The following is a 22408-nucleotide window of genomic DNA, read 5'->3' as shown; positions in this document are numbered from 1 at the left end:
CACCGCCCCGCAACGGTAAATGCCGCCATGTCGATATTGCAGGCCATCAGAACCTTTCTCTTTTACCTGCTACTGGGCACCAGCTCCCTGCTGTGGTGCACCCTGAGTTTCTTTATCGCGCCGTTCATGTCGTTCCGGGCGCGCTACCGTTTCATCAATGTGTACTGGTGCCGCTGCGCGCTGTGGCTGAGCAAGGTATTCCTGGGCATCCGCTACGAAGTGAAGGGTGCCGAGAACGTGCCTGACAGGCCCTGTGTGATCCAGTCCAACCACCAGAGCACTTGGGAAACCTTCTTCCTGTCGGCTTATTTCGAGCCGTTGAGCCAGGTACTCAAGCGCGAATTGCTGTTCGTGCCGTTCTTTGGCTGGGCCATGGCGATGCTCCGTCCGATCGCCATCGACCGCGACAATCCCAAGGCCGCGCTCAAGCACGTGGCGAAGAAGGGCGACGAGTTGCTCAAGGACAATGTCTGGGTATTGATCTTCCCTGAAGGCACCCGTGTTCCCTATGGAACCATCGGCAAGTTCTCCCGCGGCGGTACCGCATTGGCGGTCAATGCCAACCTTCCTGTATTGCCGATTGCACACAATGCCGGCAAATTCTGGCCCAAGGCGGGCTGGGTCAGGAAGCCAGGCTTGATCACCGTAGTGATTGGCCCCCCCCTGTACGCCGAAGGTAGCGGGCCTCGGGCTATCGCCGACCTCAACGACCGTGTCCAAGCCTGGAATGAACAGGCACAACGGGAAATGGGTTCACTTCCTCCGGCACCGGCAGCCCCCATTGCTTCGGACCAGATCGCTGTCTGATTTCTGTGGATAAGCTGTGTACCGATTTTCCTGAAAGCCTTTCCAGTTTCATATAACTATTTGTTTTTTATACATATTTCATAAACACATAAAACCTCGGGAAAGGTGCATAAGTTTTTTATAGCACCACCGAAGGTTGTGCCTTTTCAGTGTCTAGCAAGGCCAAACCAAAACTGAACGTCGTGCCTTCACCGACCACACTACGGCATTCGATCTGTCCGCCGTGACGGTCCACAACCGCCTTGACCATGGACAACCCCAGGCCTACGCCGTCTACACCATGAGCCGATGAGAACCGTCGATACTGACTGAACAGATCCGGCAGCTCCCCAGCCTCGATGCCTTTGCCCTGGTCCACGAGATCGCAGGTCAAACGCCCCTCGGCGCAACGAACCCGCACCACGATGCGGGTGGCGGGTGGGCTGTACTTGATGGCGTTCTCCAGTAGATTGAACAAGGCGCGGGTCAACAAGGCCTGGTCGGCACTCACCATCGCTTCTTCGTCGTCGATGTCATGGGCGATCTGGATATGCTTGGCCTGGGCCAAAGGCAGGGCTTGGTCGAGCACGTCCAGGACCAGCATGGCGAACAGTGTCGGTCGGAACTGATAGACCTCCGATTCGGCCCGCGCCAGTTGCACGAAGCCGTCTGTCAACGCCAGGGCACGCCGCACCTGACGTTCGATCTGGTCGAATACAGGATCGGTCGTACCTGCCTGGTGCCGCTGCACGTCGAGCAGCGCCAGGATCGCAGAATGTGGGGCGCGCAGGTCGTGGGACAGGAAACGCAGCATGATATTGCGCTGCTCTTCAGCCTCCCGCTCCGCGCTCAGGTCAGTCAGGCTCAGCAACCAACCCACGGGCACATCACCATCGGCCGGCAACAGGGAGGCCCGTTCCAGGCGCAGGCTACGGTCCCGGACATCGCGAAACTCCAGCAACGGCAATGTGGATAACCGGTGCGGGCAGCCGGGTACCAACCCCGGATAACCCAGCTGTGCGAGGTGTTCCACCACATCTTCACCGGCCAGGCCATGACCGAAGAGCTCCCGCGCCTTACGGTTACCGAGCAAGACCTTGCCATGGGGGTCGCTGATCATGGTCGCCACCGGCAGGTATTCCAGGCCATCGGCTATGAACCGCCGGGTATCCCGCGTGCGACTCATGGCTTGCTCAAGGGCCATGACCTGGCCTTGCAAGCGATCGCTGCCGGTGTAGGGCGCGCGACGACGCTCCGGGAACACCTTCGGTTCCGCGTCCAGGCGGGCCAGCTCCCAACCGAAATACGCCAGCACGACGCTCAGCCGTCGCCAGTTCCAGATCAGGTAGCCAAACAACATGCCCAGCACACTGGCCAGGGGAGACCACCACCAGCCCTGCGCGCCCAGCACGGCGCTGAGGGTCAGTGCCAGGCCCATTCCACCCACTGTCGTCCATAACGCCAGACGCGGACGCAGAAGCAGCAACCCCAGCACACAGGCCACCAGACACACCGACAACAGTGCAGCAGGCCCGTTGCGTGTCGGTTGAGCGCTGAACGACAACAGAGCCGTCAGGGGCAGCAACAACAGACTTATCCACAACCATTCGCGCACCAATTGTCGAAACAGGCGTTGGGCTTGGGTCGGTTCACGGCTTTCACGGCGGCGCTGATGACTCATAAGGTCCTTGTACGAGCAAAAGGGCAGAAGGGATTGTTCATTTGATAGGCGACGAACCCACGAGCTGGGCAGCTCGAGACTATAGCGGACTCGATAGGCGGCGTGCTGCTGCCTTTCCCTCCACGACGTGAGCCGGTATTGTCGCAGCCTGCGACAGCAAGCCTCGCCGCTAGCCAGCCAAGGCTGGACCGTTTGGGTGGCCTGCTGATGATGTTCGTTACTTTCGAGATCAAGGAATCGCGTCCCATGCGTGTCGCCATACTGGATGACGAACCGGCCGAGCTGCGCCGGGTGGAGCAGACATTGCAACAGATCCCCGGCCGGGGTGAGCAAGCCTGGACCCTGCACAGTTTCGAGCGCGGCGAAGACCTGCTGCGGCAACTGCGTCGGGAAACCTTCGACCTGTTGATACTCGACTGGCAGTTGCCCGGTATCAGTGGCCTGTCGCTGCTGCGCTGGACACGCGAACACATGGACTCGCCTCCGGCCGCCATCATGCTCACCAGCCGCGACGGCGAGCAGGATATCGTCCAGGCCCTCAATGCCGGCGCCGACGATTACGTGAGCAAACCCTTCCGACCCAACGAGCTCAAGGCCAGGGTCAGCGCCGTGCTACGCCGGCACAACCTGCAACGTGCTCCGGCCAGCGATGTACGAGTCTTCAATGACCTGGCGTTCGACGATGCCGAACTGACGGTCACCCGCGCCGGCGTGCCCATCAACCTGACCGAGCGGGAATACCGACTGGCCCGCTGCCTGTTCGCCAATCTGGGGCGTCCATTGTCCCGGGAATATTTCTACGAACGTTTCTGGACCCACGAGGAAATGACCTCGTCCCGCCCCCTCGACACCCACATCTATCGCCTGCGCAACAAGCTTGGCCTGACGGCTGATCGAGGTTGGCAGTTATTGACTATCTATGGGTATGGGTATCGCCTGGAAAGCGTATCGGCGGACAGCGAAACGTCGGTAGCGAGTTGAGCCAGGCAAGCTCCGCGTCCCGAAAGCGAACGCGGAGCTTGTGTTGAAGCGTCCCACGCGTGGCGTGGGAAGCATGACTAGTTGGCCATCTGCAGTGCTTTGCCAGCCTTCCCGACCCGACGACGCTGCACCAGCAACCCGGACGCGACCACCAGCAGGCTGAGCAGCCCCGTGGCGAGGATCTCCACCCGGTGGGCTTCCTGGAACAGCATGATCGTCAGGGCACCGATGATGAATACGATTACCAGGTACGTCAGGCCCGGGAACAGCCACATGCTGAAGGCAATCTTTTCCCCACGAGCCATGCGCTGCTTACGCATGCGCAGCTGCGAGAATGCGATCACCAGGTAAACAAGCAGTGCGATGGCGCCGGAGCTGGCGAGCAGGAATTCGAACACGGCAGCCGGGGCCACGTAGTTGGCGAACACCGCCAGGAAAGCGGCTGCGGTGGACAGCATCACAGCCCAGTAAGGGGTGCCGCTCTTGTTGGTACGCTGGGAAACCGCCGGCGCATCGCCACGCTTGCCCAATGAGAACATCATGCGCGAGGCGGTGTAGAGCGCGGAGTTGAGGCAGCTTGTCACCGCGACCAGCACGACGATATCGACAATCAGCTTGGCATTGGGGATACCCATGCGCTCCAGCACGGTCTGGTAGGAACCCACGCTGGCCAGCAGCGGATCGTTCCATGGCACCAGGGCCACGACGATAAAGATGGAAACCAGGTAGAACAGGCCGATCCGCCAGATCACCGAGTTGGTCGCCTTGGAGATCTGTTGACCTGGGTTCTTCGACTCAGCGGCCGCGATGGTCACGATCTCGGTGCCCATGAACGAAAACATGGTGGTCAGGATCGCTCCCAGTACCGCGCCCATGCCGTTGGGCAAAAAACCCTGAGTGTCGAATAGATGGGAAACACCGCTGACCTGGCTGCTGGGCAGCCAACCGGAAATTGCCAGGATCCCAAGGACGATGAAACCGATGATCGCCACCACCTTGACCAGGGCAAACCAGAACTCGAATTCACCATAGTTCTTCACACTGAACAGATTGGTGGCCGTCAGCAGCAGGGTGATGACCAGGGTGAAGGCCCAGATCGCCACGTCCGGGAACCAGGCGTGCAATATGGTCGCTGCAGCGTTGGCCTCCAACGGGATCACCAGCACCCAGAACCACCAGTAGAGCCAACCGATCGTGAAGCCAGCCCAGCGCCCGATCGCCCGATCAGCGTAGGTGGAAAAGGAACCGGTGTCCGGAGACGCGACCGCCATTTCGCCCAGCATACGCATCACCAACACCACCAGCGCGCCGGCGGCGGCGTAGGCCAACAGCACGGCCGGGCCTGCCGCTGCGATAGCGTGGCCGGAGCCAACGAAAAGGCCGGCGCCGATCACACCAGCGATAGAGAGCATCGTCACATGTCGTGGCTTGAGCCCTTGTTCCAGGTTGTTGGAAGTTTGCGTACCGCTCATTGAGACTACCCTTGGTATTTAGATTTATTCATTCCATCTCGGACTGTCGCTTCTTTTGTAAAAATAAAAAAACGACATGTAATTTATTTAACACGCAAGATCTGCGCCAGGCTTCCTGTGGTCCCCGTATTCCGGGGGCCAAGCAGATATTCCAAGTCCTTGAGATTAAAAGCTTTTGCCTGAGGTGTTACTGGGTTACACGCTTTCTGACCCATAGGTCTGGTAGGAAACAGGCTGAACTGGGGGTGTAAAAAAAGGCCAACGCTTGCGCGTTGGCCTTTTTTTTGGAGGGGTGTTCTGCTTGGTATCAGAAGTCCAGGTTGGACACCGCCAGGGCGTTGCTCTCGATGAAGTCACGACGAGGTTCAACCGCATCACCCATCAGGGTGTTGAAGATCTGGTCCGCACCAATGGCGTCTTCGATGGTGACCTTCAGCATCCGACGCGAGCCCGGGTCCATGGTGGTTTCCCACAGCTGATCCGGGTTCATTTCCCCCAGCCCCTTGTATCGCTGGATGGTGTGGCGTTTGGTGCTTTCTGCCATCAACCACTCAAGGGCTTCCTTGAACTCGGTCACGGACTTCTTGCGCTCGCCGCGCTGGATATAGGCACCTTCATCCAGCAGCGTGCTCAACTGTGCACCGAGAGAGACCACAGTCTTGTAGTCGTTGCTGCTGAAGAAGTCGCGGTTGAAGGTGACGTAGTTCGACAGGCCATGGGAAATCAACTCGACTTCCGGCAGCCAGACGTTACGTTCACGGTCTTCGCGCAGGCTGGCCTTGTAGACCAGGCCAGACTTCTCGACAGTGCGCAGGCGGACTTCGTACTGGGCCAGCCAATCCTGCATCGCTGCGTGGTCGGACAGTTGCTCCATGCTGACGGCCGGCAGGTAGATGAAGTGCTCGGTCAACTCCTGTGGGTAAAGTCGCGACAGGCGCTTGAGCGTCTTCATCACCAGGCGGAAGTCGTTGACCAGGCGCTCGAGAGCTTCCCCGGAAATGCCTGGGGCGTCTTCGTTCAGGTGCAGGCTGGCATCTTCCAGGGCCGACTGCGTCATGTATTCTTCCATGGCGTCGTCGTCCTTGATGTACTGCTCCTGCTTGCCTTTCTTGACCTTGTACAGCGGCGGCTGGGCGATGTAGATGTAGCCGCGCTCGATCAGCTCGGGCAACTGACGGAAGAAGAACGTCAGCAGCAGGGTACGGATGTGCGAACCGTCGACGTCAGCATCGGTCATGATGATGATGTTGTGATACCGCAGCTTGTCGATGTTGTACTCTTCACGACCGATGCCGCAGCCCAGGGCGGTGATGAGGGTGCCGACTTCCTGGGACGAGATCATTTTGTCGAAACGTGCCTTCTCGACGTTCAGGATCTTGCCCTTGAGCGGCAGGATGGCCTGGGTCCGGCGGTTACGGCCTTGCTTGGCAGAACCACCGGCGGAGTCACCTTCCACGAGGTACAGCTCGGACAGGGCAGGGTCCTTTTCCTGGCAGTCCGCCAGCTTGCCTGGCAGGCCAGCGATGTCCAGCGCGCCTTTGCGGCGGGTCATCTCGCGGGCCTTGCGCGCGGCCTCACGGGCACGGGCGGCGTCGATCATCTTGCCGACCACCAGCTTGGCTTCGTTCGGGTTCTCCAACAGGAAGTCGGAAAAATACTTGCCCATCTCCTGTTCGACCGCGGTCTTCACTTCGGAAGACACCAGCTTGTCTTTGGTCTGGGAGCTGAACTTCGGATCAGGCACCTTCACCGAAATGATCGCCGTAAGGCCTTCGCGGGCATCGTCACCCGTGGTGGCGACCTTGTGCTTCTTCGCCAGGCCTTCCTGCTCGATGTAGTTGTTCAGGTTACGGGTCAGCGCCGAACGGAAGCCCACCAGGTGAGTACCGCCGTCGCGTTGCGGAATGTTGTTGGTGAAGCACAACAGGTTCTCGTTGAAGCTGTCGTTCCACTGCAGGGCGATTTCCACGCCGATGCCATCTTCACGCTGGACATTGAAGTGGAACACCTGGTTGACCGCGGTCTTGTTGGTGTTCAGGTATTCAACGAACGCACGCAGGCCACCTTCGTACTTGAACAGCTCTTCCTTGCCGCTGCGCTCGTCCTTGAGGACGATGCCGACACCGGAGTTGAGGAAAGACAGTTCACGAATCCGCTTGGCCAGGATGTCCCAGCTGAAATGGATGTTCTTGAAGGTTTCGGCCGATGGCTTGAAATGGATCTGGGTACCGGTGGTTTCGCTGTCGCCAACGATTTTCATCGGCTCCTGCGGAACGCCGTGGACATAGGTCTGTTCCCAGATCTTGCCGCTACGGCGAACGGTCAGTACCAGCTCTTCGGACAGCGCGTTCACGACCGAAACACCTACCCCGTGCAGACCGCCGGAGACCTTGTAGGAGTTGTCGTCGAACTTACCGCCGGCGTGCAGCACGGTCATGATGACTTCGGCAGCGGAAACGCCTTCTTCCTTGTGCACATCGACCGGGATGCCACGGCCGTTGTCGCGTACGGTGATCGACTCGTCCGGATGGATGATGACGCTGATGTCGTCACAATGGCCGGCCAGCGCTTCGTCGATGGAGTTGTCGACCACCTCGAACACCATATGGTGCAGACCGCTGCCATCGTCGGTGTCACCAATGTACATACCGGGACGTTTGCGTACGGCATCCAGGCCTTTCAGCACTTTAATGCTCGTTGAGTCGTACGTATTTTCTTCGCTCAATGCCTTCACTCCCGATGGTCGTGGGTCTGGGTGATACGGCCCTGTTCCACGTGGAACAGGGCGACTGGCGTTTCCGTCTGCCAGCCTTCCCTCAATAATTCGTGGTCTACACAGGTGATGAAAACCTGGCAGCGTAAGTCTTCCAGCAAACGGCAAAGCGCTCGACGGTGGGCCTCGTCCAGTTCGGACGGCAAGTCATCCACCAGATAAATACACTGACCGCGACGGGCCTGGCTTACCAGGTGCCCCTGGGCAATACGCAAGGCACACACCACCAACTTCTGCTGCCCCCGGGACAAGATATCCGCGGCGTTATGCGCGCCCAAGCGAAGGCGCAAGTCAGCGCGTTGAGGGCCAGCCTGGGTGTGTCCCATTTGCTGGTCCCGTTGCAGCGAGCCGGCCAGTACGGCGCTCAGTTCCCGGTCCTTGTCCCAGCCTCGGTAATAGCTGAGCGTCAGGCCCTCAAGCTCAACCAGTTCGCTCAAGGTCTGCTCGAAGACCGGTTTCAGGGCTTTAATGTAAGCGCGGCGGTATTCATCGATTTCAGCGCTGGCCTGGCACAGTTCCCTGTCCCAAACCGCTTGCGAAACGGCGTCAAGTGTACCATGTCGCAGCCAAGAGTTTCGCTGGCGCAGCGCCTTCTGCAAGCGCTGCCAGGTTGCCATGAAACGAGGCTCGACATGGAACACCCCCCAGTCGAGGAATTGCCGGCGAATCTTGGGTGCCCCTTCCAGCAGACGGAAGCTGTCGGGGTTGATCAATTGCAACGGCAGGATTTCAGCCAGTTGCGCGGCACTGCGGGCGTTCTGTCCGTCGATGCGAATCTGGAACTCGCCTTGACGGTCCCTTGAAATGCCCAGCGCGCTATGCCCCCCTTCCGCCAGCTCCACCTGCCCGAACACGGTGCAGGCCAACTGATCGTATTGGATAACGGGTGACAGGCGGGTGCTGCGAAACGACCGGGCAAGCCCCAGCAGGTGGACAGCCTCCAGGACACTGGTCTTGCCGCTGCCGTTGGCGCCGTAAAGGATATTGATACGGGGGGAGGGGGCGAAGGTCACCGGGTGCAGATTGCGCACCGCGGTGACCGAGACGCGACTTAAGGACATCCAGTGGCCTGTACGGTTAATTGAGTACTCGAATTAGCCACAGGCCACTAATTACAGACGCATCGGCATGACAACGTAGGCCGAATCGTCGTTGTCGGACTCCTGCAGCAAGGCACTGCTGTTGGAGTCAGACAGGATCAGGCGAACCTGTTCGGTGGTCATTACACCCAGCACGTCGAGCAGATAGCTGACGTTGAAGCCGATTTCCAGGGAACCGCCGTTGTATTCAACGCCGACTTCTTCTTCCGCCTCTTCCTGTTCCGGGTTGTTCGCCTGGATCTTCAGTTGACCGTTGGCCAGTTGCAGACGGATACCACGGTACTTTTCGTTGGAGAGAATGGCAGTACGGCTGAACGCTTCACGCAGCGCCTGACGATCGCCCAGGACCAGCTTGTCGCCCCCCTTGGGCAGTACGCGCTCATAGTCTGGGAATTTGCCGTCCACCAGTTTCGATGTGAAGGTGAACTCACCGGTAGTGGCACGGATGTGGTGCTGGCCCAGGACGATGCTGACGTTGCCATCCGGCTCGGTCAGCAGACGCGCCAGTTCCAGGATACCCTTGCGCGGCACGATCACCTGGTGGCGATCCGGCTGACCGATATCGGCCTGCATCGAACACATGGCCAGGCGATGCCCGTCGGTGGCAACGGCGCGGATAATGCCGGCAGAGACTTCGAGCAGCATGCCGTTGAGGTAATAACGCACGTCCTGCTGAGCCATCGCGAAGCTGGTGCGCTCGATCAAACGGCGCAGACGGCTCTGCTCGAGACTGCAGGTCAGCGAGCCTGGGCCTTCTTCCACGGTCGGGAAGTCGTTGGCCGGAAGGGTCGAGAGAGTGAAGCGGCTGCGACCGGCCTTGACCACGAGTTTCTGGTCGTCGACCTTGATGTCGATCAGCGCATCGTTGGGCAGGCTCTTGCAGATATCCATCAGCTTGCGCGCCGGCACCGTGATGGAGCCCGGATCGGCCGGCTCTTCAAGTTGCACACGACCCACCAGCTCGACTTCCAGGTCGGTACCGGTCAGCGACAGTTGCTGGCCTTCGACAACCAGCAGCACGTTGGAAAGTACCGGCAAGGTCTGGCGGCGTTCGACGACGCCTGCGACCAGTTGCAGGGGTTTCAACAGGGCTTCGCGTTGAATGGTGAAATGCATGGTCTAGTCCCTTGCCTTAATAAGCTGCGCTGGTGGTCATCAAGTGGTCAATGTACGCAGCAGGTTCTTGTAGTCCTCGCGGATGTCCGCGTCGGATTCCTTCAGTTCGTTGATCTTGCGGCAGGCGTGCAAAACGGTCGTGTGGTCGCGCCCGCCAAACACATCGCCGATTTCCGGCAGGCTGTGGTTGGTCAGTTCCTTGGACAAGGCCATGGCCACTTGCCGTGGCCGGGCTACCGAACGCGAACGGCGTTTGGAGAGCAGGTCGGAAATCTTGATCTTGTAATACTCAGCAACGGTTCGCTGAATGTTATCCACAGAGACCAGCTTGTCCTGGAGTGCCAACAGATCCTTCAAGGACTCGCGAATCAATTCGATGGTGATATCGCGCCCCATGAAGTGAGAGTGAGCGATAACACGCTTGAGCGCACCCTCGAGCTCACGCACGTTTGAGCGAATACGCTGGGCGATGAAGAACGCCGCATCGTGAGGCAGCTCGACCTTGGCCTGATCGGCCTTTTTCATCAGGATCGCAACCCGGGTTTCCAGCTCAGGCGGCTCGACAGCCACCGTCAGGCCCCAGCCGAAACGCGACTTCAGGCGTTCTTCCAGGCCTTCGATTTCCTTCGGATATCGGTCGCTGGTGAGAATTACCTGTTGCCCGCCTTCGAGCAGGGCATTGAAGGTGTGGAAAAACTCCTCCTGGGAGCGTTCCTTGCGTGCGAAGAACTGAATGTCGTCGATCAGCAAGGCGTCCACCGAACGGTAGAAGCGCTTGAACTCGTTGATTGCATTCAGTTGCAGGGCCTTGACCATGTCCGCCACGAAACGCTCGGAATGCAGGTATACGACCTTTGCATTCGGATTCTTCTTCAACAGATGGTTGCCCACCGCATGCATCAAGTGGGTTTTACCCAGGCCCACGCCACCATAAAGGAACAGGGGGTTGTAGCCATGCTTGGGATTGTCGGCAACCTGCCAGGCCGCGGCACGAGCCAGTTGGTTGGACTTACCCTCGACGAAGTTCTCGAAGGTGAAGGTGCGGTTCAGGTAGCTGGTGTGCTTGAGCGCGCCTTCGACCTGGACGGTGCGCTGCTCTGCGCGTACCGGTGCCTGTTGTGAGCTGGCGCCGGCCATTGGATCGAAGCTGTCTCGGGAAGGCTCTTCGCTGGTTTCGGCGACTTTCTGTGCGCTTCGCTTGCTCGGAGCCGGCGTTGAAGCCGCAGGGGCAGCGTGGACCGGCGCCGGAGCAGCCTGGACCTGGGAAGCCGCGGCAGCCGCCAACGGGGCGTTCGGCGCGGCGCGGGGTGCAGAACTGCGTTTGCTACCTATTAATAAGGACAGCGCTGGTGCCATGCCATTGCCATGCTCGTCGAGCAGTTCCAGGACCCGGCCCAGGTACTTTTCGTTGACCCAGTCGAGGACGAAACGGTTCGGTGCATAGACACGCAACTCGTCGCCTTCGGCTTCGACCTGTAGTGGACGGATCCAAGTGTTGAATTGTTGGGCAGGCAGCTCATCGCGCAAAAGCTCCACGCACTGCTGCCAAAGTTCCACTGACACGGATATCCCCTAAGTTGAAAGCCGGTGAGGCAAAAACAAGCGGCCATTGTAGCGAGCAGACGTTCACTTATCCACACGCAGGTTGATCATCGACCATGATTTATCAAAGCCTTAAGCACAAAAAAGGTGACAGGCGGTCGGTGGATAAGCTCTGTGGATAACCACCGTTGAGAGCATGGGACAAGTGCTACCGAAACCCAGTGGATAACCTGCCTGTGGATAACCCGCCATTCCGCGCACAGCTTATCCGATAGCGCAGCACAGCCTTACCACCGCTTTCCCGCCTAGTTGTCCTTCTCTGTACATATTGATTCATAAGGGCTCAGGGCAGTTATCCACAGATGGCTGCCAGCGTTGCTTTTATAAGCTCTACAGAAAAGCTTTAAATAATTCCCTTCTTTTTATATCTATGAGCGGGCGCTTTGCGAACCGATTCGTCGACGCGTATCTATTTAAAGGAAACGCTGGTTGGAAATTGACCTAGGGTCTTGCTTTCTCTAGAATCCCCGGTCTCTTAAAACAGGGGCCATTCCGGCCCGTTGTGGACGAACCAGGTAACACGACATGAAACGTACTTTCCAACCAAGCACTATCAAACGCGCTCGTACCCACGGTTTCCGTGCTCGCATGGCTACCAAGAACGGTCGTGCCGTCCTGTCGCGTCGTCGCGCCAAAGGTCGTGCACGTCTGGCAGTTTGATAATCCGGCACTGGAGGTGAGTCAGGACTTCAGTCGGGAAAAGCGTCTGCTTACACCCCGGCATTTCAAGGCAGTCTTTGACTCCCCTACCGGCAAGGTTCCGGGGAAAAATCTCCTGCTCCTTGCGCGCAGCAACGATCTCGATCACCCCCGTTTAGGGCTGGTTATCGGGAAAAAGAGCGTCAAGCTCTCCGTGCAGCGCAATCGCCTCAAACGTCTGATGCGCGAATCGTTTCGCCTGAACCAGGATTCTCTGGTCGGCTGGGACATCGTTATCGTCGCGCGCAAAGGTTTGGGTGACGTAGAAAACCCCGAATTGATTCAGCATTTCGGCAAGCTCTGGAAACGCCTGGCGCGCAACAAGCCAGCTCCGGCGGTCAACACCGAAACTGTAGGGGTAGACAGTCCCGATGCGTAAACTGGCACTCGTTCCGATCCAGTTTTATCGCTACGCCATTAGTCCCCTGATGGCCAGTCACTGTCGTTTCTACCCCAGTTGTTCCTGCTACGCGTACGAAGCCATAGAAAAACATGGCCTTTTGCGCGGTGGCTGGCTGACCTTTCGTCGTTTAGGTCGCTGTCATCCGTGGAATCCCGGTGGCTATGACCCGGTTCCGCCTATCCCTACCTCCCGTTCTTCTTCGATGGCCGAGTAATCATGGATATCAAACGCACGATCCTGATCGTCGCCCTGGCAATCGTGTCTTACGTCATGGTTCTTAAATGGAACCAGGACTATGGCCAGGCTGCCCTGCCGACTCAGAATGTTGCAGCCAGCAATACCGCACCGAGCCTGCCAGACACCGTTTCTGGCAACAACGCTGCCAGCAGTGATGACATTCCGCGCGCGACAAACGATACCAGTGCTCCTGCTGAAGCCCCTGTGGCTGCGAGCAAGGATCTCATCCAGATCAAGACCGACGTGCTGGAACTGGCAATCGATCCACAGGGCGGTGACGTTGCCCAATTGAAGCTGCCGCTCTATCCACGCCGCCAGGATCATCCGGATATCCCGTTCCAGCTGTTCGACAACGGCAACGAGCGGACCTACCTGGCCCAGAGCGGGCTGATTGGTAGCAATGGCCCCGATGCCAACCCGGCGGGTCGCCCGGTCTACTCGGCCGAGAAGAAGACTTACCAACTGGCCGATGGGCAGGATCAACTGGTCGTCGACCTGAAGTTCAGCAAGGACGGCGTCAACTACATCAAGCGCTTCACACTCAAACGTGGCCTGTATGACGTGGTCGTGTCCTATGTGATCGATAACCAGAGCGCGCAGCCCTGGTCCGGCGCTATGTTCGCCCAGCTGAAACGCGACGCCAGTGACGATCCTTCCTCCAGCACGGCCACCGGCACCGCGACTTATCTGGGCGCCGCCCTGTGGACAAGTTCCGAGCCCTACAAGAAAGTGTCCATGAAAGACATGGACAAGGCTCAGCTCAAGGAAACCGTTCAAGGTGGCTGGGTGGCCTGGCTGCAGCACTACTTCGTGACGGCCTGGATTCCGCAGAAGGGCGAAACCAATGTCGTCCAGACTCGTAAGGACAGCAAAGGCAACTACATCGTCGGCTACACCGGCCCGGCGTTGACCGTGGCCCCAGGCGCCAAGGCCGAGACCAGCGCCATTCTGTATGCCGGCCCGAAAAGCCAGGCTGTGTTGAAAGAGTTGTCCCCAGGTCTGGAACTCACTGTCGACTACGGTTTCCTGTGGTTCATTGCGCAACCGATCTTCTGGCTGCTGCAACATATCCACAGCATTGTTGGTAACTGGGGTTGGTCGATCATTTTCCTGACCATGCTGATCAAGGGCATCTTCTTCCCATTGTCGGCAGCCAGCTATAAATCCATGGCCCGCATGCGCGCCGTGGCACCGAAGCTCGCTGCCTTGAAAGAACAACATGGCGATGACCGGCAGAAAATGTCCCAGGCCATGATGGAGTTGTACAAGAAAGAGAAGATCAACCCCCTGGGTGGTTGCTTGCCGATTCTCGTACAAATGCCCGTATTCCTGGCGCTCTACTGGGTTCTGCTGGAAAGCGTGGAGATGCGTCAGGCACCGTTCATGCTGTGGATAACCGACCTGTCGATCAAGGATCCGTTCTTCATCCTGCCGATCATCATGGGCGCGACCATGTTCATCCAGCAGCAGTTGAACCCGACGCCTCCGGATCCAATGCAGGCGAAGGTGATGAAAATGATGCCGATCATCTTCACCTTCTTCTTCTTGTGGTTCCCGGCCGGTCTGGTGCTGTACTGGGTTGTGAACAACGTGCTGTCCATTACTCAGCAGTGGTACATCACGCGTAAGATCGAAGCGGCTACGAAAAAAGCCGAGGCGTAACTTGCACTGTGGATAACCACACAAAACGCCCCCTAGTGGGGCGTTTTGCTATCTGCCACTTTTGTCTGGATATCGGTTATGAGCGCACCTCGTGAAACCATCGCCGCCGTTGCCACTGCCCAGGGGCGGGGCGGCGTCGGCATCGTCCGAATCTCCGGTCCCCTGGCCAGCGTCGTGGCCAAGGCCATCAGTGGGCGCGAGCTCAAGCCACGGTTCGCTCACTATGGCCCATTTTTCAGCGATGACCGGCAAGTGCTCGATGAAGGACTCGCGCTCTATTTTCCAGGGCCTAACTCTTTCACTGGGGAAGACGTGCTGGAACTGCAGGGCCATGGCGGCCCAGTAGTGCTGGATATGTTGCTCCACAGATGCCTTGAGTTGGGCTGCCGCCTGGCGCGGCCGGGTGAATTCAGCGAGCGAGCTTTCCTCAACGACAAACTCGACCTGGCCCAGGCTGAGGCGATCGCCGACCTGATCGAAGCCAGTTCAGCACAGGCTGCGCGCAACGCACTGCGTTCCCTGCAGGGCGCTTTTTCCCAGCGTGTGCATAACCTCACCGAACAGTTGATTGGCCTGAGGATCTATGTCGAAGCGGCGATCGATTTTCCCGAGGAAGAAATCGACTTCCTTGCCGATGGCCATGTGCTGAGCATGCTCGACAAAGTACGCGATGAATTATCCACAGTGCTGCGGGAAGCCGGACAAGGTGCCTTATTGCGAGACGGCATGACCGTGGTGATCGCCGGACGGCCCAATGCCGGCAAATCGAGCTTGCTCAATGCCCTGGCCGGTCGTGAGGCGGCGATTGTCACCGAGATCGCCGGTACTACCCGGGATATCCTGCGCGAACATATCCACATCGACGGCATGCCTCTGCACGTTGTGGACACCGCAGGTTTGCGCGATACCGACGACCAGGTGGAGAAAATTGGCGTCGAACGGGCGTTGAAAGCCATTGGTGAAGCTGATCGAGTACTGCTGGTAGTCGACGCGACCGCCCCGGAAGCAGACGATCCTTTTGCCTTGTGGCCTGAATTTCTCGAAGTGCGCCCGGATCCGGCGAAGGTTACGCTGATCCGCAATAAAGCCGACCTTACGGGAGAAGCGATAGCACTCGAGGTCAGCGACGACGGCCACGTGACCATCAGCCTGAGCGCGAAAGCCGCAGGAGAGGGCCTGGAGTTGCTGCGTGAACACCTCAAGGCTTGCATGGGCTATGAGCAAACCTCGGAGAGCAGCTTCAGCGCCCGACGCCGGCACCTCGAGGCGTTGCGCCATGCCAGCGCGGCGTTGGAACACGGTCGTGCTCAGCTGACATTGGCTGGCGCCGGTGAGCTGTTGGCCGAGGATCTTCGTCAGGCCCAGCACTCATTGGGTGAGATCACGGGCGCCTTCAGCTCCGATGACCTCCTGGGAAGGATCTTTTCCAGCTTCTGCATCGGCAAATAGCACCAGGGCTGTGGGCAGTCTATCCACAGTCCGGTTTGAATAATTGCCCGTAGGAATCCCACCGGCCTGCTCGCTGGCCGTCATAACGCCCTGGATCGTTATCCCAATCTTCTCTAGCCGGTCCTGGCAACCCAGGCGGCACTCCCTCGCCCATCTTTCTTGGCGGGTGTGGTTACGCAGCACATCGATCCTTCGATGCTGTTACCCGCCAAATAGTCTGCATTCCCTCTCCCAGGCCTGTTCGATGACAGGATCAAGCCCTGTGAATAACCGCGCCTGAGATCCGTTGATAACCCCCCCGAAAAGCCGAGGATAATCGCCTCTGTGGATAAGCTATCTACTAATCCACAGGCTTACGGCAGTTATCCAACCCCCTCCCAGCTACATGACCACAGGCTTTTGAAACTCTGTACACCTTGAAAATCGTAGCCTACAGAGATTTATCCACAGGCGGGTGGTTGCATAAGAATAAACATAAAAACAAAGGTTTTATAAATTTCTCTCTTTTTTAATTTTTTAACCGCGAGTTCTCCACAGCTGGTTAAATTTTGTGCAAAGGGTTCTTTAGGAAGGGCGAAGTCCCTATACTTGCCGACCTGGTTCAGAAAACACCCAGGCCAGACTCATAACCTTTTCCGAATTACCTGAATTAAGCAGGCACGAGGTGCGTGGTGGATTTCCCTTCCCGTTTTGAAGTGATCGTCATCGGCGGCGGTCATGCCGGTACCGAGGCAGCACTCGCCTCAGCACGCATGGGCGTCAAAACCCTGCTGTTGACGCATAACGTGGAAACCCTTGGGGCCATGAGCTGCAACCCGGCCATTGGTGGCATAGGCAAGAGCCATCTGGTCAAGGAAATCGATGCCCTTGGCGGCGCGATGGCCATGGCCACCGATAAAGGCGGCATTCAGTTCCGCGTATTGAACAGCCGCAAGGGCCCGGCGGTACGGGCGACTCGCGCCCAGGCCGATCGGGTCCTGTACAAGGCGGCTGTCCGTGAAATCCTGGAAAACCAGCCGAACCTATGGATATTTCAACAAGCGGCAGACGACCTGATCGTTGAACAGGATCAGGTCCGAGGTGTCGTGACCCAGATGGGTCTGCGTTTCTTCGCCGAATCCGTGGTATTGACCACAGGGACTTTCCTTGGCGGACTTATCCACATTGGCTTGCAGAATTATTCTGGTGGTCGCGCGGGTGATCCGCCGTCCATCGCACTGGCCCAGCGTCTGCGGGAGTTGCCATTGCGTGTCGGACGCCTGAAGACAGGCACCCCGCCGCGTATCGATGGGCGGTCTGTGGATTTCTCGGTCATGACCGAACAGCCGGGCGATACCCCAATACCGGTCATGTCGTTCATGGGTTCGAAGGAGCAGCACCCGAAACAGGTGAGCTGCTGGATCACCCATACCAATGCCCGTACCCATGAAATCATTGCTGCCAACCTGGATCGCTCGCCGATGTATTCCGGTGTGATCGAGGGGGTGGGCCCCCGTTACTGCCCGTCCATCGAAGACAAGATCCATCGTTTTGCAGACAAGGAAAGCCATCAGGTCTTCATCGAGCCGGAAGGCCTGACTACCCATGAGCTTTACCCGAACGGGATTTCCACTTCCCTGCCGTTCGATGTGCAGCTGCAGATCGTGCAATCGATCCGGGGCATGGAAAACGCCCACATCGTTCGCCCAGGTTATGCCATCGAGTATGACTATTTCGATCCACGTGACCTGAAGTACAGCCTGGAAACCAAGGTCATTGGTGGTCTGTTCTTCGCTGGGCAGATCAACGGCACCACCGGCTACGAAGAAGCCGGGGCCCAAGGCCTGCTGGCCGGGACCAACGCCGCACTGCGGGCCCGCGGCCAGGACAGCTGGTGCCCACGACGCGATGAAGCGTACATCGGTGTATTGGTGGACGACCTGATTACCCTGGGTACCCAGGAACCGTATCGGATGTTCACTTCCCGTGCGGAATATCGCCTGATCCTGCGTGAAGACAACGCCGACTTGCGCCTGACCGAGAAGGGACGCGAATTGGGGTTGGTAGACGATGTACGTTGGGCGGCGTTCTGCAAGAAACGCGAAAGTATCGCGCTGGAAGAGCAGCGCCTGAAAAGTACCTGGGTTCGTCCCGGTACCGAACAGGGTGATGCCATCGCGGCCAGGTTCGGTACGCCGCTGACCCATGAATACAACTTGCTCAACCTCTTGAGCCGCCCGGAAATCGATTACGCCGGGTTGGTGGAGGTCACGGGCGAGGGCGCCCAGGACCCACAGGTTGCCGAGCAGGTCGAGATCAAGACCAAATACGCCGGCTACATTGACCGCCAGCAGGACGAGATTGCTCGTCTGCGCGCCAGTGAGGACACGAAATTGCCTGTGGATATCGATTACACGGTCATATCCGGGCTGTCGAAGGAAATCCAGAGCAAGCTCGGTGCGACTCGTCCGGAGACGTTGGGCCAGGCTTCGCGTATCCCTGGGGTGACTCCGGCAGCGATTTCCCTGTTGATGATTCATTTGAAAAAACGCGGCGCGGGCCGTCAGTTGGAGCAAAGCGCTTGAGTTCGTTGGTCACCTCGCAACACGCCGAAGAGTTATCCACAGGTGCTCGCCAACTTGGGGTATGCCTGAGCGAAACTCAGCATGCGCAACTACTGGATTATCTGGCGCTGTTGATCAAATGGAACAAGGCTTACAACCTGACTGCCGTGCGCGATCCGGATGAAATGGTGTCTCGGCATCTGCTCGACAGTCTCAGTGTGATGTCTTTCATCGAAAATGGCCGGTGGCTTGATGTCGGCAGCGGTGGAGGTATGCCCGGGATCCCCTTGGCGATCCTGTTTCCAGAGGCGCAAGTGACGTGCCTGGACAGTAACGGCAAGAAAACCCGTTTCCTCACGCAGGTCAAACTCGAGCTCAAGTTGGATAACCTCCAAGTTATCCACAGTCGCGTGGAAGCGTTCCAGCCTGCTCTGCCGTTCGACGGGATCATTTCCCGGGCATTCAGCAGCATGGAAAACTTCACCAACTGGACTCGCCACCTCGGCGGTGGGAATACGCGCTGGCTGGCAATGAAGGGCGTTCATCCGGCCGATGAGCTGGTAGCATTGCCGGCAGACTTCCACCTCGATAGCGAACACGCCTTGGCCGTACCTGGTTGCCAAGGCCAACGCCATCTGCTGATACTGCGCCGCACGGCATGATTGGGAACACAAGCAAGAATGGCTAAGGTATTCGCGATAGCGAACCAGAAAGGTGGTGTGGGCAAGACCACCACCTGCATCAACCTCGCAGCATCCCTGGTCGCGACCAAGCGCCGGGTGTTGCTGATCGATCTCGATCCACAGGGCAACGCCACCATGGGCAGCGGTGTGGATAAACATGGCCTGGAAAACTCCATCTACGACGTTCTGATCGGTGAATGCGATCTGGGCCAGGCCATGCATTTCTCCGAACACGGCGGTTATCAACTGCTCCCGGCGAACCGTGACCTGACGGCGGCCGAGGTGGTGCTGCTGGAAATGCAGATGAAGGAAAGCCGCCTGCGCAGCGCCCTGGCGCCCATCCGGGAAAACTACGACTACATCCTGATCGACTGCCCACCATCGTTGTCGATGCTGACACTGAACGCCCTGGTGGCCGCCGATGGGGTCATTATCCCGATGCAGTGCGAATATTTTGCATTGGAAGGGTTGAGCGACCTTGTGGATAACATCAAGCGCATCTCCGAATTGCTGAACCCGGAGCTGAAAGTCGAAGGCTTGCTGCGGACCATGTACGACCCGCGCCTGAGCCTGATGAACGATGTTTCTGTCCAGCTCAAGGAACATTTCGGCGAGCAGCTCTACGATACGGTCATTCCGCGTAACATCCGCCTGGCCGAAGCGCCGAGCTACGGGATGCCGGCCCTGGCCTATGACAAACAATCCCGTGGTGCGCTGGCTTACCTGGCCCTGGCGGGCGAAATGGTTCGCCGTCAGCGCCGTAATCCACGCACCGCCGCCGCCCAGCCAACTTAAGGAAACCCCATGGCCATCAAGAAACGTGGGCTCGGACGTGGACTGGATGCGCTGCTCAGCGGTCCCACCGTCAGTACGCTGGAAGAACAGGCCGTGCAGGCCGACCAGCGCGAATTGCAGCACCTGCCGCTGGACCTGATCCAGCGTGGCAAATACCAGCCGCGCCGGGACATGGACCCGCAGGCGCTGGAGGAACTGGCTCAATCGATCAAGAGCCAGGGCGTGATGCAACCCATCGTGGTGCGCCCGATAGACGGCGGCCGGTATGAGATCATCGCAGGCGAACGCCGCTGGCGTGCGAGCCAGCAGGCTGGTCAGGAAACCATTCCGGCGATGGTACGCGACGTACCGGATGAAACCGCCATTGCCATGGCGTTGATCGAAAACATCCAGCGTGAAGACCTCAATCCGATCGAAGAGGCAGTTGCCCTGCAACGTTTGCAACAGGAGTTCCAGCTGACCCAGCAACAGGTCGCCGAAGCGGTGGGCAAGTCCCGCGTGACCGTGGCCAACCTGTTGCGGCTGATCGCCTTGCCGGAGGTTATCAAGACCATGCTGTCCCATGGCGACCTGGAAATGGGTCATGCACGGGCTCTGCTCGGTTTGCCGGAAAATCAACAGGTTGAAGGGGCGCGACATGTTGTCGCACGAGGCCTCACCGTGCGCCAAACCGAGGCACTGGTTCGCCAGTGGCTCAGTGGTAAACCGGCCCCTGTCGAAGCCCCCAAACCCGACCCGGATATCGCTCGCCTGGAACAGCGCCTGGCCGAGCGCCTGGGCTCTGCGGTGCAGATTCGCCACGGCAAGAAGGGAAAAGGCCAATTGGTGATTGGCTATAACTCCCTCGACGAGTTGCAGGGCGTTCTTGCGCACATCCGCTGAAACAATTGCTCTTGTAGCGCCCAGTCGGAAATCACTACCCGGCAGTTGAATAGGGGCAGAACCGCCCCTATACTCTGCGCGCATTTTGTCGGCACAAATTATGCCAAGTTATTGATTTCAGGCAGCCGACCACTGGAGAGCAAAAGCGATGGAAACCCGCACGCCAAACCGCTTGCCGTTCCATCGTCTGGCAGTTTTTCCGGTCTTGATGACACAGCTCGCCGTTGTACTGATCGCCACGTTGGCGCTCTGGCAATGGAAAGGAGTCGTCGCCGGATACTCGGGTCTTTGCGGAGGCCTGATAGCCTTGCTTCCCAATATTTACTTCGCTCACAGGGCATTTCGGTTTTCCGGCGCCCGAGCAGCCCAGGCTATCGTCCGGTCTTTTTATGCCGGCGAGGCGGGGAAACTGATTTTGACGGCAATGCTGTTTGCATTGACGTTCGCAGGTGTGAAGCCATTGGCGCCGCTGGCTGTATTCGGCGTCTTCGTGCTGACCCAACTGGTCAGCTGGTTCGCTCCCCTGCTGATGAGAACAAGACTTTCGAGACCTTAGGGCGTTTGAGGCACACATGGCAGAGACAACCGCTTCGGGCTATATCCAGCACCACTTGCAGAACCTGACCTTCGGTCAGCTACCCAACGGCGGCTGGGGCTTTGCCCACACCGCAGCAGAAGCCAAGGAAATGGGCTTCTGGGCTTTCCACGTCGATACCCTCGGCTGGTCGGTCGCGCTGGGTCTGATCTTCGTCTTCCTCTTCCGCATGGCAGCGAAGAAGGCCACTTCGGGTCAGCCAGGTGCGTTGCAGAACTTCGTCGAAGTCCTGGTCGAGTTCGTCGATGGCAGCGTGAAAGACAGCTTCCATGGCCGTAGCCCGGTCATCGCGCCATTGGCATTGACCATCTTCGTCTGGGTGTTTCTGATGAACGCCATCGACCTCATCCCGGTCGACTGGATTCCTCAACTGGCCATCCTGATTTCCGGTGATTCGCATATCCCGTTCCGCGCCGTGTCGACCACCGACCCGAACGCGACCCTGGGCATGGCGTTCTCGGTCTTCGCACTGATCATTTTCTATAGCATCAAGGTCAAGGGTATCGGCGGCTTCATCGGCGAACTGACCCTGCATCCGTTCGGCAGCAAGAACATCCTCGTTCAAGCCCTGCTGATCCCGGTGAACTTCCTGCTGGAATTCGTGACCCTGATCGCCAAGCCGATCTCTCTGGCTCTGCGTCTGTTCGGCAACATGTATGCCGGCGAGCTGGTGTTCATCCTGATCGCCGTGATGTTCGGCAGCGGCCTGCTCTGGCTCAGCGGCCTGGGCGTTGCACTGCAGTGGGCGTGGGCTGTGTTCCACATCCTGATCATCACCCTGCAGGCGTTCATCTTCATGATGCTGACCATCGTCTACCTGTCGATGGCGCACGAAGAAAACCATTAAGGCCAGTCTCGACTAGTCTGATGTCCTTCCCGGTCAAACGGGAGGGGGCCGGAACAGGCCACGATGAAACGATTTGTTTTACCGCTTTAAATTAAAAAAACC

19 protein-coding genes are annotated in these 22408 nt (G+C 58.4%); 13 read left to right on the top strand and 6 right to left on the bottom strand.

Annotated elements, in window-relative coordinates:
- Window positions 1–27 precede the first annotated feature (27 nt).
- Complete coding sequence (locus tag BLP99_RS13490) at window positions 28–807, top strand: lysophospholipid acyltransferase family protein (protein ID WP_072397558.1); 780 nt, start codon at window positions 28–30, stop codon at window positions 805–807.
- A gap of 118 nt (window positions 808–925) precedes the next feature.
- Here BLP99_RS13490 and BLP99_RS13485 read toward each other — a convergent pair whose 3' ends face one another.
- Complete coding sequence (locus BLP99_RS13485) at window positions 926–2467, bottom strand: sensor histidine kinase (RefSeq protein WP_072397556.1); 1542 nt, start codon at window positions 2465–2467, stop codon at window positions 926–928.
- Window positions 2468–2713: 246 nt separating this feature from the next.
- Here BLP99_RS13485 and BLP99_RS13480 point away from each other — a divergent pair, with 246 nt between their 5' ends.
- Window positions 2714–3448: a response regulator transcription factor gene (locus tag BLP99_RS13480; protein WP_072397591.1), complete on the top strand. Its 735-nt coding sequence runs from the start codon at window positions 2714–2716 to the stop codon at window positions 3446–3448.
- A gap of 77 nt (window positions 3449–3525) precedes the next feature.
- Here the strand turns inward: BLP99_RS13480 and gabP are convergent, their stop codons facing one another.
- The 5 genes from gabP to dnaA form a co-directional block, all read right to left on the bottom strand.
- The gene (gene gabP, locus BLP99_RS13475) at window positions 3526–4920 is read right to left on the bottom strand and encodes a GABA permease (protein WP_072397554.1); all 1395 of its coding nucleotides are present in this window, start codon (window positions 4918–4920) and stop codon (window positions 3526–3528) included.
- Between the two features lie 307 nt (window positions 4921–5227).
- On the bottom strand, window positions 5228–7645 hold the full coding sequence (gene gyrB, locus BLP99_RS13470; protein ID WP_072397589.1) for a DNA topoisomerase (ATP-hydrolyzing) subunit B: 2418 nt from the start codon (window positions 7643–7645) through the stop codon (window positions 5228–5230).
- A 5-nt stretch (window positions 7646–7650) separates the two neighbouring features.
- Complete coding sequence (gene recF, locus BLP99_RS13465) at window positions 7651–8754, bottom strand: DNA replication/repair protein RecF (protein WP_072397553.1); 1104 nt, start codon at window positions 8752–8754, stop codon at window positions 7651–7653.
- Window positions 8755–8805: 51 nt separating this feature from the next.
- Window positions 8806–9909: a DNA polymerase III subunit beta gene (gene dnaN, locus BLP99_RS13460; RefSeq protein ID WP_072397551.1), complete on the bottom strand. Its 1104-nt coding sequence runs from the start codon at window positions 9907–9909 to the stop codon at window positions 8806–8808.
- Between the two features lie 39 nt (window positions 9910–9948).
- Complete coding sequence (dnaA, locus tag BLP99_RS13455; RefSeq protein ID WP_072459073.1) at window positions 9949–11472, bottom strand: chromosomal replication initiator protein DnaA; 1524 nt, start codon at window positions 11470–11472, stop codon at window positions 9949–9951.
- A 564-nt stretch (window positions 11473–12036) separates the two neighbouring features.
- Between dnaA and rpmH the strand changes: the two genes are divergently transcribed.
- The 11 genes from rpmH to atpB all read left to right on the top strand — a co-directional run bounded on the left by rpmH (window position 12037) and on the right by atpB (window position 22306).
- On the top strand, window positions 12037–12171 hold the full coding sequence (gene rpmH / locus BLP99_RS13450; RefSeq protein ID WP_003213577.1) for a 50S ribosomal protein L34: 135 nt from the start codon (window positions 12037–12039) through the stop codon (window positions 12169–12171).
- Window positions 12172–12187: 16 nt separating this feature from the next.
- Window positions 12188–12589 carry a ribonuclease P protein component gene (gene rnpA, locus BLP99_RS13445; protein WP_197685723.1) on the top strand — a complete coding sequence of 134 codons (402 nt, stop codon included), beginning with the start codon at window positions 12188–12190 and terminating at the stop codon, window positions 12587–12589.
- The gene (yidD, locus tag BLP99_RS13440; RefSeq protein WP_072397545.1) at window positions 12582–12827 is read left to right on the top strand and encodes a membrane protein insertion efficiency factor YidD; all 246 of its coding nucleotides are present in this window, start codon (window positions 12582–12584) and stop codon (window positions 12825–12827) included. Before rnpA ends, yidD begins: the two co-directional genes overlap by 8 nt.
- Before the next feature lie 2 nt (window positions 12828–12829).
- Window positions 12830–14512, top strand: a complete 1683-nt coding sequence (gene yidC / locus BLP99_RS13435) for a membrane protein insertase YidC (protein WP_072397543.1) — start codon at window positions 12830–12832, stop codon at window positions 14510–14512.
- 78 nt (window positions 14513–14590) lie between these two features.
- On the top strand, window positions 14591–15961 hold the full coding sequence (gene mnmE, locus BLP99_RS13430) for a tRNA uridine-5-carboxymethylaminomethyl(34) synthesis GTPase MnmE (protein WP_072397533.1): 1371 nt from the start codon (window positions 14591–14593) through the stop codon (window positions 15959–15961).
- 671 nt (window positions 15962–16632) lie between these two features.
- Entirely contained in the window at window positions 16633–18525 is a 1893-nt protein-coding gene (gene mnmG / locus BLP99_RS13425) for a tRNA uridine-5-carboxymethylaminomethyl(34) synthesis enzyme MnmG (protein ID WP_072459071.1), read from the top strand.
- The gene (gene rsmG / locus BLP99_RS13420; RefSeq protein WP_072397511.1) at window positions 18522–19166 is read left to right on the top strand and encodes a 16S rRNA (guanine(527)-N(7))-methyltransferase RsmG; all 645 of its coding nucleotides are present in this window, start codon (window positions 18522–18524) and stop codon (window positions 19164–19166) included. The genes mnmG and rsmG overlap by 4 nt, the downstream gene beginning before the upstream one ends.
- Before the next feature lie 18 nt (window positions 19167–19184).
- A complete protein-coding gene (locus BLP99_RS13415) occupies window positions 19185–19982 on the top strand; it encodes a ParA family protein (protein WP_072397510.1) in 798 nt (265 codons plus the stop codon).
- A 9-nt stretch (window positions 19983–19991) separates the two neighbouring features.
- Entirely contained in the window at window positions 19992–20864 is an 873-nt protein-coding gene (locus BLP99_RS13410) for a ParB/RepB/Spo0J family partition protein (protein WP_072397508.1), read from the top strand.
- 148 nt (window positions 20865–21012) lie between these two features.
- Window positions 21013–21420: a F0F1 ATP synthase subunit I gene (locus BLP99_RS13405; RefSeq protein ID WP_072397497.1), complete on the top strand. Its 408-nt coding sequence runs from the start codon at window positions 21013–21015 to the stop codon at window positions 21418–21420.
- A 16-nt stretch (window positions 21421–21436) separates the two neighbouring features.
- Window positions 21437–22306, top strand: coding sequence for a F0F1 ATP synthase subunit A (atpB, locus tag BLP99_RS13400; protein WP_072397495.1), 870 nt, complete (start codon window positions 21437–21439; stop codon window positions 22304–22306).
- The last annotated feature ends 102 nt before the right edge of the window (window positions 22307–22408 follow it).

This window comes from Pseudomonas sp. NFACC32-1 (genome assembly GCF_900101215.1).
Taxonomy (GTDB): Bacteria; Pseudomonadota; Gammaproteobacteria; order Pseudomonadales; family Pseudomonadaceae; genus Aquipseudomonas.
The sequence above is the reverse complement of the archived record's forward strand: the minus strand, read 5'-3'. Positions and strand labels throughout refer to the sequence as shown.

Coding starts and splice junctions, on each gene's coding strand:
- BLP99_RS13405 (WP_072397497.1), top strand. CDS start 21,013: ATGGAAACCCGCACGCCAAACCGCTTGCCGTTCCATCGTCTGGCAGTT.
- gabP (WP_072397554.1), bottom strand. CDS start 4,920: ATGAGCGGTACGCAAACTTCCAACAACCTGGAACAAGGGCTCAAGCCA.
- BLP99_RS13490 (WP_072397558.1), top strand. CDS start 28: ATGTCGATATTGCAGGCCATCAGAACCTTTCTCTTTTACCTGCTACTG.
- rpmH (WP_003213577.1), top strand. CDS start 12,037: ATGAAACGTACTTTCCAACCAAGCACTATCAAACGCGCTCGTACCCAC.
- atpB (WP_072397495.1), top strand. CDS start 21,437: ATGGCAGAGACAACCGCTTCGGGCTATATCCAGCACCACTTGCAGAAC.
- recF (WP_072397553.1), bottom strand. CDS start 8,754: ATGTCCTTAAGTCGCGTCTCGGTCACCGCGGTGCGCAATCTGCACCCG.
- BLP99_RS13410 (WP_072397508.1), top strand. CDS start 19,992: ATGGCCATCAAGAAACGTGGGCTCGGACGTGGACTGGATGCGCTGCTC.
- mnmE (WP_072397533.1), top strand. CDS start 14,591: ATGAGCGCACCTCGTGAAACCATCGCCGCCGTTGCCACTGCCCAGGGG.
- dnaN (WP_072397551.1), bottom strand. CDS start 9,909: ATGCATTTCACCATTCAACGCGAAGCCCTGTTGAAACCCCTGCAACTG.
- BLP99_RS13485 (WP_072397556.1), bottom strand. CDS start 2,467: ATGAGTCATCAGCGCCGCCGTGAAAGCCGTGAACCGACCCAAGCCCAA.
- yidD (WP_072397545.1), top strand. CDS start 12,582: ATGCGTAAACTGGCACTCGTTCCGATCCAGTTTTATCGCTACGCCATT.
- BLP99_RS13480 (WP_072397591.1), top strand. CDS start 2,714: ATGCGTGTCGCCATACTGGATGACGAACCGGCCGAGCTGCGCCGGGTG.
- BLP99_RS13415 (WP_072397510.1), top strand. CDS start 19,185: ATGGCTAAGGTATTCGCGATAGCGAACCAGAAAGGTGGTGTGGGCAAG.
- yidC (WP_072397543.1), top strand. CDS start 12,830: ATGGATATCAAACGCACGATCCTGATCGTCGCCCTGGCAATCGTGTCT.